General features: G+C 67.0%; 10 protein-coding genes. 3 read left to right on the top strand and 7 right to left on the bottom strand.

Annotated elements, in window-relative coordinates; translation table 11 throughout:
* Positions 1-74: 74 nt before the first annotated feature.
* Positions 75-833, bottom strand: a complete 759-nt coding sequence (locus tag DI606_RS14395; protein ID WP_293984273.1) for a DUF4019 domain-containing protein — start codon at positions 831-833, stop codon at positions 75-77.
* A 144-nt stretch (positions 834-977) separates the two neighbouring features.
* Positions 978-1,337 (bottom strand): hypothetical protein, encoded by a 360-nt coding sequence (locus DI606_RS14390; RefSeq protein WP_293984271.1) that lies wholly within the window; start codon positions 1,335-1,337, stop codon positions 978-980.
* 648 nt (positions 1,338-1,985) lie between these two features.
* Here DI606_RS14390 and DI606_RS14385 point away from each other — a divergent pair.
* Positions 1,986-2,336: a UrcA family protein gene (locus tag DI606_RS14385; protein ID WP_293984270.1), complete on the top strand. Its 351-nt coding sequence runs from the start codon at positions 1,986-1,988 to the stop codon at positions 2,334-2,336.
* A gap of 76 nt (positions 2,337-2,412) precedes the next feature.
* On the opposite strand, the gene DI606_RS14380 is transcribed toward DI606_RS14385, so the two are convergent.
* The 5 genes from DI606_RS14380 to DI606_RS14360 all read right to left on the bottom strand — a co-directional run bounded on the left by DI606_RS14380 (position 2,413) and on the right by DI606_RS14360 (position 7,181).
* A complete protein-coding gene (locus tag DI606_RS14380; protein ID WP_293984269.1) occupies positions 2,413-3,108 on the bottom strand; it encodes a tRNA (guanosine(46)-N(7))-methyltransferase TrmB in 696 nt (231 codons plus the stop codon).
* A gap of 244 nt (positions 3,109-3,352) precedes the next feature.
* Entirely contained in the window at positions 3,353-3,532 is a 180-nt protein-coding gene (locus DI606_RS14375; protein ID WP_293984268.1) for a hypothetical protein, read from the bottom strand.
* 185 nt (positions 3,533-3,717) lie between these two features.
* A complete protein-coding gene (gene metK / locus DI606_RS14370) occupies positions 3,718-4,923 on the bottom strand; it encodes a methionine adenosyltransferase (protein ID WP_293984267.1) in 1,206 nt (401 codons plus the stop codon).
* 60 nt (positions 4,924-4,983) lie between these two features.
* Entirely contained in the window at positions 4,984-6,531 is a 1,548-nt protein-coding gene (lnt, locus tag DI606_RS14365) for an apolipoprotein N-acyltransferase (RefSeq protein ID WP_293984285.1), read from the bottom strand.
* 11 nt (positions 6,532-6,542) lie between these two features.
* Positions 6,543-7,181, bottom strand: a complete 639-nt coding sequence (locus DI606_RS14360) for a YqaA family protein (protein WP_293984266.1) — start codon at positions 7,179-7,181, stop codon at positions 6,543-6,545.
* A 113-nt stretch (positions 7,182-7,294) separates the two neighbouring features.
* On the opposite strand from DI606_RS14360, the gene DI606_RS14355 reads away from it, so the two are divergent.
* Both DI606_RS14355 and DI606_RS14350 read left to right on the top strand, forming a co-directional pair.
* Complete coding sequence (locus tag DI606_RS14355; protein ID WP_293984264.1) at positions 7,295-7,537, top strand: hypothetical protein; 243 nt, start codon at positions 7,295-7,297, stop codon at positions 7,535-7,537.
* Positions 7,538-7,822: 285 nt separating this feature from the next.
* Positions 7,823-8,590: a hypothetical protein gene (locus DI606_RS14350; RefSeq protein ID WP_293984262.1), complete on the top strand. Its 768-nt coding sequence runs from the start codon at positions 7,823-7,825 to the stop codon at positions 8,588-8,590.
* Positions 8,591-8,654 lie beyond the last annotated feature (64 nt).

The raw sequence follows: 8,654 nt of genomic DNA, 5'->3' as shown, positions 1-8,654 counted from the left end.
GCCGAGCGAAAGATGCTGCAAGGGGAAGGGAAGCGATGGCGTTTCCGGTCGTTCCCTTCCCGCTATCGCTGCGTCTAGCCGAGGGTGACGCCGACCACGCGCCATGCGCCGTCCTCGCGCTCCAGCGAGACAGTTTCGACCGCTTGCCGCCTGTTGGCGAAATCGGTGCGGAATTTGACGACCTGATAGCCGGCGGGCGGGGCGGGCAGTTCCTCCAGCGACAGGAGGGAGCGGGAGACGACCGCGCCGAGCGGAGGGCGGACCTCCTGCGACACCCGTGCCCAGACTTCCTCGCTGTTGACCTTGCGAAACGCGCTGCCGGTCAAGGCATAGCTCGCATCCCACTGGCCCCGGTCGACGAGGGCGAGGAAGCGGCGGGCCGAATCGACGATGGCCGGATCGGGCGCGTCCTGTGCGGCGGCAGGGACAGAGGCAGGCGGCGTCGCGACCGGGGCAAGGGCCAGCGCGAACAGTCCGATGACGATGGACATGAAGAACACTCCTTTGACGATGCGGGGGCGGCTGTCGGTCCGCCCTGCATCCCGATCGGCAAGGACGTGCGGCGGGTCTGCCCCGATTTGCGTGTCCCCCGACAAATCGGGGGCGGGGGCAGCCCGATCCTGCTCGGCGGTGAGCAGCATTCGGGCGGCCTCCCGACTGCTCGATACCGCCAGCTTGCGCCGGGCATCGCGCAGGCGCTCGTTGATGGTGTGCACCGAAAGGCCGAGGGCGCGGGCGATGGATTTGGCATCGTGGCCCCTGACCATCAGGCGGAGCGTCTGCTTTTCCTTTTCGCTGAGCGTGGCGATGGCGTCGGATGGGGAGGTCGTCATGGCCCCATCGAACCTAGTCCGGTTGGGACGGGTCGCTACCCCAAAAATCTTGTATCGCGCGAGCCCGCAGGCACCGAGACGAAAAAGGCCCGGATCGCACCAGCGGCGATCCGGGCCCGTTTCATGCCTGAAGCACTTGAAGCGTCAGTAGCAGCGCTGGTTCCAGCGACCGCTGTTCTTGTCATATTTCGTCACGCAATCCTTGCCGCGCACGTCGCCGTTGTTGCGACCGTCATTCCAGTTGCGGCGGTCTGCCCGTCGGCGGTCGTCGCGGCGGTCGTCACGCCAGTCGCGGCGGGCTTCACGGTCGCGGCGACGCTCCAGTTCACGGCGGCGCTCCCAGTCGCGGCGATTGTCGTAACGGCGGTCGTTGTCATAGCGCGCCTGCCGATAGTCGCGCTGGGCGTAGCCGGTATCGCGCCAGGATTGGGCGAGGGCGGGCGCAGCGGTCGCCGCCAGAGCGGCAATGGAGGCGGCGATCGTCGCCAGTCGGGACATAGCCATTATGGTCTCCTTCGTTCGATGGAGGCTGAACCCGGCGATCCCGCAAAGGTTGCACCCTTAGCGCCAGGACCGTCATGTCGTTCGTCCTCCTCGTGCCGTTGTTCGTCCTTTCGACATGACGCCCGCCTGAACACTCGCGCAGATCGTCGACGAGGGGGATGGGGCGCGGATAGGATGCGCTAGGAGGGGTTCAGGGAACAGCGGTCATTCACTCGACGTTCACCGCCGATAGAGTGGTCTGCACTCCCGCCATATTCCCATCCGGTGTGCCCGACAGCGCCTGGATACGCCCCCGGCCTTCCCTTGCGCCGGGGGCGTTTTCGTGCGCGCGCCATGTCGTTGCGATTCGCGTATTCCCCTACGGTTCGTTTGGGCGACCATGTCGCCGGTGGCGCGATCCATGTCGTTCGTGCTGCCGTTCGTCCGGCCTGGACGACGCTTTGTCGCTTGGCCGATCCAAGTCGCATCCGGGTCGAAGCGCGCGCGCGCGGCCTGCCTGTCCGGCGTAGATCGAATGGGCAGACGGCAAGGAGCGCCGCCCCCCAGGACCCTTTCAAGGGCGCTCCCTCCGTCCGCACCGGCGCCGATCCGCGCAGCCCCCTTGTCGGCGGCGCGCCGGTTCCATCAGGTTCAAGAGGAGATTATGCCATGTTCGCTTCGTTCAAGATCGCCGCTCTCGCCGCCGCTTCGCTGACTTTCGCGCTGGGTGCAGGCACCGCGTCCGCCCAGGACTTCCTGCCCAACGGCCGCACGGTGGAGGTGCGCCACGGCGACCTCGACCTGTCGAAGCCCGAGCACCAGGCGCAACTGCGCACCCGCATCGCCCGTGCCGCCAGCCGGGTATGCTACAGCCCGGACCTTGCCACCTATACCGCGTGCCGCGCCAAGGCGATCGCCCATGTCGAACCGCGCATGAAGGCCGCTTTCGCCAAGGCCGACGGCGGGGAGCGCTATGCCGCCGCGCAGCCGGTGGAGGTGCATGGCATCGCCGGCAACTGAAACCCCGACAAAGATGATCGCAGCAGGGGTCGTCGCAATCGTGCGGCGGCCCCTGTCGTCATGCTGCCATGACGCGCTATTTGCGGCGGTAACGGAAGTACCAGACCTCATGTCCCTGCCGCCGCGCCTTCGCCTCGTAGCGGGTTTCGGGCCAGCCGCCGGGGCGGGTCTGGAAATCGTTGGGGGTGCTTGCCAGCCAGTCGAAGTCGGGATGGCCGTTCATCACCATCATCGCCCAGCGCAGATAGACCGGATGGTCGGTGCCGAAGCGGAATTCGCCGCCGGGCTTGAGCTTGCGGGCGATCATCGCGACCGGGCCGGGGTTCATCATGCGGCGCTTGGCATGGCGCGCCTTGGGCCAGGGATCGGGATGGAGAAGATAGACGAAACTCAATGCGCCATCGGGAATACGGGCGAGCACCTGAAGCGCGTCGCCCATGTGCAGGCGGACATTGGCGAGGCCCTGGTCGCGGACATGGCCCAGCGCCTGCACGACGCCGTTGAGGAAGGGTTCCGCGCCGATGAAACCGTGATCGGGCAGCAGGTCCGCCCGGTAGGCGAGATGTTCGCCGCCGCCGAAGCCGATTTCGAAATGGAGCGGGCGGTCGGTGCCGAAGAGCGATGCGGCGGTGATGTCGCCGTCTTCGGGAACCGACAGCGCGGGCAGGAGGGTGTCGACCATCTCCTGCTGCCCCTTGCGCAGCTTCGGGCCGGACTGGCGGCCGTAGAGGCGGTTCAATGTGGTCGGATCGCCGGACTTGTGCGCTGTCATGGGGTGCGCCGATAGCGGGGCCGGACGAGCCGGGCAAGCCGCGATGACGGGGGAAGGGGAGGAAGGATGCGCCGACATGGCGAGAGCACCGGACTACCCCTTCCCACAGCCCACAGAGGAGGCAGGGACGCAGGAAGGGGCAGATCGGTCGATGGTCGGCTAACCGGGTCAGGGGAGATCGGTCGTGTGTGTTGCCGGGCGTGGTGGCTGAAAGCCGCGCCCGCCACGCAGGAAGTCCGTCAGGTCACTTGCACTTGGCGAAGCGACCCTTCGCGTCCTTGCACGGCGCCTTTTTGACGGGCGCCTTCTGGGGACATTTGACGAACTTGCCCTTGGCGTCCTTGCATGGCGCGGCAGACGCAGGAGCGACGCTACCGAGCGTGAGGGCGAGGCCGAGAAGGGCGGTGGCAACCATCTTGGTCATCAAGGGTCTCCGAGGAAAGAAGACTTTGAAGGTGTCGGGTTCGACAGGGGGACGAACCCGACACCCGCTTTATGGTCCGGGCGCGCGGGGTTTTCCAATGAACTTTTCGTCATGTTCCCGATAGGAAAAGGGCGCCGCAGCGAAATGCTGCGACGCCCTTTTTCCGTTCGCCTGAGGGTGTGCGGTTACAGCGCGGCCTTCAGCTTGTCGGCAAGGTCGGTCTTTTCCCAAGGGAAGAAGTCGCCGTCGGGCTTGCGCCCGAAATGGCCGTAGGCGGCGGTCGGCCGGTAGATCGGCTTGTTGAGGCCGAGATGGGTGCGGATGCCGCGCGGGGTGAGGCCGCCCAGGTCGGCGATGGACTTGATCGCGTCCTCGATCCTGTCGTCGCCCACCGTGCCGGTGCCGTGGGTGTCGACATAGAGCGAGAGCGGTTCCGACACGCCGATGGCGTAGGCGATCTGGATGGTGCAGCGCGTGGCAAGGCCCGCAGCCACGACATTCTTCGCCAGATAGCGGGTGATATAGGCAGCCGAGCGGTCCACCTTCGTCGGGTCCTTGCCGCTGAACGCGCCGCCGCCATGGGGCGACGCGCCGCCATAGGTGTCGACGATGATCTTGCGCCCGGTGAGGCCCGCGTCGCCGTCCGGCCCGCCGATCTCGAAGCTGCCGGTCGGGTTGATGTGGTAGACGGTGGCGTCCGACAGCAGTTCGGCAGGCATGACTTCGGCGACGACGCCCTTCACATAAGCCTTGAGCTGCGCTTCCTTGTCGCCGGTGTCGTAACCCGGCGCATGCTGGGTCGAGACGACGATGGCGGTGGCGGCGACAGGCTTGCCGTTGTCGAAGCGCAGCGTCACCTGGCTCTTGGCATCGGGTTCGAGGAAGGGCGCGGCGCCGCTGTGGCGGTCGGCGGCCATCTTCGCCAGGATCTTGTGGCTATAGTCCAGAGTCGCGGGCATGAGGTCGGGCGTTTCGTCGCAGGCGAAGCCGAACATGATGCCCTGGTCGCCCGCGCCTTCATCCTTGTTGCCGGCAGCGTCGACGCCCTGCGCGATATGCGCGCTCTGGGCATGAAGGTTGTTTTCGAAGCGGAACGTTTCCCAGTGGAAGCCTTCCTGTTCGTAACCGATGCGCTTGACGGTATCGCGGACGGTCTTTTCGATCTCCTCCTGCGCGCCCGGGGCCCACTGGCCGTTTTCGTAGACGCCCTTGCAGCGGATTTCGCCCGCGAGCACGACGAGTTGCGTCGTGGTCAGCGTTTCGCACGCGATGCGGGCTTCGGAGTCCTTGGAAAGGAAGAGGTCGACGATGGCGTCGCTGATCTGGTCTGCAACCTTGTCGGGGTGGCCTTCGGACACGGATTCGGAAGTGAAGAGGTAATTCGAACGCATGGTTGCTCCAGTCTGATGCTGTGTCTGCGTATAAAGAAATCTTTATGTGCAGCCGACGCCTTAGCGGCTGCGTCGCCCGGTTGCAATGGCAGCGCCCAGTAACAGCGCCGCCAGCAGGAAGGGGAGGAGGTTGCCGAGGCGTGCGAAGAGCGTCGGGGGGAGCGCGGGCGGGAGGCCCGATTCGAGATAGCCCGCGCGCCCCAGCCCGAGCGAGCGCAGCACCTGGCCGCGCGCATCGATCACCGCCGACACGCCGGTCGGAGTGGAGCGCAGGATGGGAATGCCTTCCTCCAGCGCGCGCAGCCGCGCCTGCGCCAGATGCTGGACCGGACCCCAACTGCCGAACCAGGCGTCGTTCGACGGGTTGAAGAGGAAGTCGGGGCGGTTCTTCGCGTCGATGACTTTGCCCGAGAAGATGATCTCGTAACAGATCTGGACACCCATCCGAAGCGGCGGGCGGCCCGTCGCGGGCGAGAGGGGGAGGCTTTGCGGGCCGGGGCCTGGCCAGAAGTCGGCGTCGCCCGGCACCAGGCGGGAAAGGCCGAGCGGCGTCAGGAGCTGGCGCATCGGCAGATATTCGCCATAGGGGACCAGATGCGCCTTGGAATAGCGGCCCGCGACGGTGGCGCGGGGGGTCACGATCCAGAGGCTGTTGTTCGCCCCGGCGAGCTTTTGCGTGATGACGCCGTTCTCCTCGACCGGTTTGAAATAGACCTTGTCCGCGCCGGTCATGAGGAGATCGCCGGGGCCGAGCAGCGCGGCGAGTCGCGCGCGCCAGTCGGGTTCGAGGTCGAGATAGGCGGGGATCGCCGCTTCGGGCCAGAAGATGAGGCGCGGGGCCGGGCGCGGCTGACCGGAAAGGGTCGCCAGCGTGCGGAAATGGCGATGCTCCGCCTCGACCGAATATTTCTCATCCTGGCCGATGTTGGGCTGGACGATGCGGATGCGGGGCGCGCCGGGGGGCGTCGGCGGGGCGGGCGCAAGGTACCCCCACAGCGCCAGCGCCGCCAACGGCAGGGCGACCGTGGCGGCGGTGCGGAACCGTCGGCGAACCGCCAGCAAAAGCGCGGCGGCGGCGAGGATCGTCAGCGCGCCGAGACCGTAGGTTCCCACCCATGTCGCGGCGATGGCAGCCCCGGTCGGCAGCAGCACGACGCCGAGCGGGTTCCAAGCAAAGCCGGTGAAGAGCGTCGCGCGCAGATATTCGGCGACGAGCCACGTCGCGGCGAAGAGCAGCGGCAGCGTGAGCGGCTGTCCCGGCCCGATCCGGCGATGGAGCCACCAAGCCGCCAGCGTCGCTGCCCCCGGATAGACCGCGAGATAGAGCGAGAGCAGGACGACCGCGCCATAGCCGAACCAGTGCGGCATCGCGTCCTGAAAGGTGAAGGCGTGGGCGATCCAGTTGAGGCCGAGGGTGAAGTGCCCGACGCCGAACAGCCAGCCGCGCGCGAAGGCGGCGCGGCGGTCGGGCGCGCGATCGACCAGACACAGCAGCAGCGCGAGGCAGGCGAGCGTCAGCGGCCAGAGCGACAGCGGCGCGAAGCCGGTCGCGGACAGGAACCCGGCGGCGAGCGCTGCGAGATGGGGACGGGCCAGGATCGCGCGCATGGGAAAGCCCTTTAGCGGCCGATTGTCGCCATGGTGGCGTTCGAGCATTTGTCGCTCTTGTGGCCGCCACCCGACAGCATCGACGCGGCGAAGAATCCGCCGACCAGCAGCAGGACAAAGGCGGCGGAAAGGAGCGCCAGATATTTTTCGATTAACGCCTTGATGGGCGCGCCGAACTTCCAGAACAGGAAGCCGACCAGCACGAATTGCAGGCCCCGGCTGACGATGCTGGCCCAGAGGAAGGTAAAGAGCGGCAGGCCCACGAAGCCCGCCGTGATGGTGATGAGCTTGAAGGGGATGGGCGTCGCACCCTTGATGAGGATGATCTCCGCCCCATAGTCGCGCAGGTAGCAGGCAGCGACCGGGAATTTGGCGGCGAGGCCGAGCGCGTGCAGGATCTGCTGGCCCAGCGCCTCATACAGGAAATGGCCGATCGCATAGCCGAACAGCCCGCCCAGCACCGACGCCAGCGTGCAGATCACGCCGAAGCGAATCGCGCGTTCGGGCCGCGCCAGGCACATGAGGCCGAGCAGCGGATGCGGCGGGATGGGAAAGAAGCTCGATTCCATGAAGCTGACCGCGAAGAGCCAGCGTTCCGCGTGGCGGTGCGCCGCCTTCGCCAGTGTCCATTGGTAAAGCCGGGTAAGCATCGCGCGCGGCCTAGCCCAGATCGTTACGGCTCGCCAGCGCTTTCGCGGGCGGGGCGCATCCCTCTTGATCGACGGAGCGGGCAGGCTACCATATATGGGCAAGGAGAGTGGCGATGCAGTTTATGGGAACGGGCGAATGCCCCTTTACCTTCAATACCGATCCGGCCAGTTTCAAGGTCGGCGACACGGTCAGCTATCGCGTGACCGGCAGCCTGGAGGGCTTTCCCTTCGTCGGCGAATTGCTGGAAGTGCATGACGACCATGTCGTGCTGACCAGCGACCCGGACGATCTCGAAAGCCGGATGCGCGCGACGCGGGAAAGCCGCCCGGTGGTGCGCGAGGAAGATGTGTGCTGACGTGACGCGCGGCTGACCGGGGCGGAGCCGCGAGGCTGCGCCCCCGTTGGCGCGTCTGCGGCCTCATGAGCGAATCCGGCCCGTCGGCGTGCGGATTTGCCTGAGCGCTTCCGGACTGCGGATTTGTTCGTGCGCTTCCGCCCTTCCGGCCTGCGGATTTGTTGTGCACGTCCGGCCTGCCGGCCTACGGATTTGTTTGTGCGCCTCCGGCCTGCCGGCCTACGGCGTTGACCTTCGCGCGCCGTCTGGGCATGACGCCATTTCCTGCTTGTCCGGTCGCTGCATTTGAACATCCCTTCCATTCCCTGGGCCAAGGTGCGGCAGCGTGCGGGCGGGCTGGCGTTCGCGCTGGTCTTGAACCTGCTGCTGTTGCTGGCGCTCTTTACCCTGTCGCCGCGCTTCGAGCCGCCGCGCCAGGACGAACGGTTGCCCGTCACCTTCGACGTGGAGGCGGGCAAGCAGAGCGAGGAAGCGCAGGCCAAGGCCGACAAGTCGCAGGAGCGCGAGCAGAAGAAGGCCGCGCCGCAGAAAGCCGCCGCCCCCGTGGTGCGCCCGCCCGTGCCGGTCGAAAAGCCTGCCGAGCAGCCGCCTTCGCCCTTTCCATTCCTGACGCTCGACAGCACCCAGATGGCCGCCGCCGACATCGGCAACCTGCCCAAGGGCAAGGCCGGGGCAGGATCGGGGCAGGGGGACAGCAAGGCGGTGGTCGGGCCGGGCGAAGGGCCGGGCGGCGTGCAGCTGTTCGAGGCGGAATGGTACAGGCGGCCCACCAATGCCGAACTTTCCCCCTATCTGCCGCAAAATGCCCCGGCGAAGGGATGGGGACTGGTCGCGTGCAAGACGGTCGACCATTATCATGTCGAAAACTGCCAGACGCTGGGCGAATCGCCGTTGGGGTCGGGCTTTGCCAAGGCGGTGCGGCTGGCCGCCTGGCAATTCCTGGTGTTGCCGCCGCGCGTCGACGGCAAGGCGATGGTGGGCAGCTGGGTGCGCATCCGCATCGACTATACCCGCACCACAGTGTCTGCGGACGGACCGCCGGGCGGGGAGTAGCCGCCCGGGTTCAAGTGGATCGGGCGGGCGCGCCGCCGCGACGCTAAACCCCGATGCCAGAAGG

The sequence above is a fragment of the Sphingobium sp. genome, from assembly GCF_003248505.1.
Lineage (GTDB): Bacteria > Pseudomonadota > Alphaproteobacteria > Sphingomonadales > Sphingomonadaceae > Sphingobium.
Note: the sequence above shows the minus strand (reverse complement) of the source record. Positions and strands in the feature narration are given on the sequence as shown.

What these genes read in the sequence shown, in the direction of transcription:
- DI606_RS14395 (WP_293984273.1), bottom strand. Translation starts at nt 833, where the DNA reads ATGACGACCTCCCCATCCGACGCCATCGCCACGCTCAGCGAAAAGGAA.
- DI606_RS14390 (WP_293984271.1), bottom strand. Translation starts at nt 1,337, where the DNA reads ATGGCTATGTCCCGACTGGCGACGATCGCCGCCTCCATTGCCGCTCTG.
- DI606_RS14385 (WP_293984270.1), top strand. Translation starts at nt 1,986, where the DNA reads ATGTTCGCTTCGTTCAAGATCGCCGCTCTCGCCGCCGCTTCGCTGACT.
- DI606_RS14380 (WP_293984269.1), bottom strand. Translation starts at nt 3,108, where the DNA reads ATGACAGCGCACAAGTCCGGCGATCCGACCACATTGAACCGCCTCTAC.
- DI606_RS14375 (WP_293984268.1), bottom strand. Translation starts at nt 3,532, where the DNA reads ATGACCAAGATGGTTGCCACCGCCCTTCTCGGCCTCGCCCTCACGCTC.
- metK (WP_293984267.1), bottom strand. Translation starts at nt 4,923, where the DNA reads ATGCGTTCGAATTACCTCTTCACTTCCGAATCCGTGTCCGAAGGCCAC.
- lnt (WP_293984285.1), bottom strand. Translation starts at nt 6,531, where the DNA reads ATGCGCGCGATCCTGGCCCGTCCCCATCTCGCAGCGCTCGCCGCCGGG.
- DI606_RS14360 (WP_293984266.1), bottom strand. Translation starts at nt 7,181, where the DNA reads ATGCTTACCCGGCTTTACCAATGGACACTGGCGAAGGCGGCGCACCGC.
- DI606_RS14355 (WP_293984264.1), top strand. Translation starts at nt 7,295, where the DNA reads ATGCAGTTTATGGGAACGGGCGAATGCCCCTTTACCTTCAATACCGAT.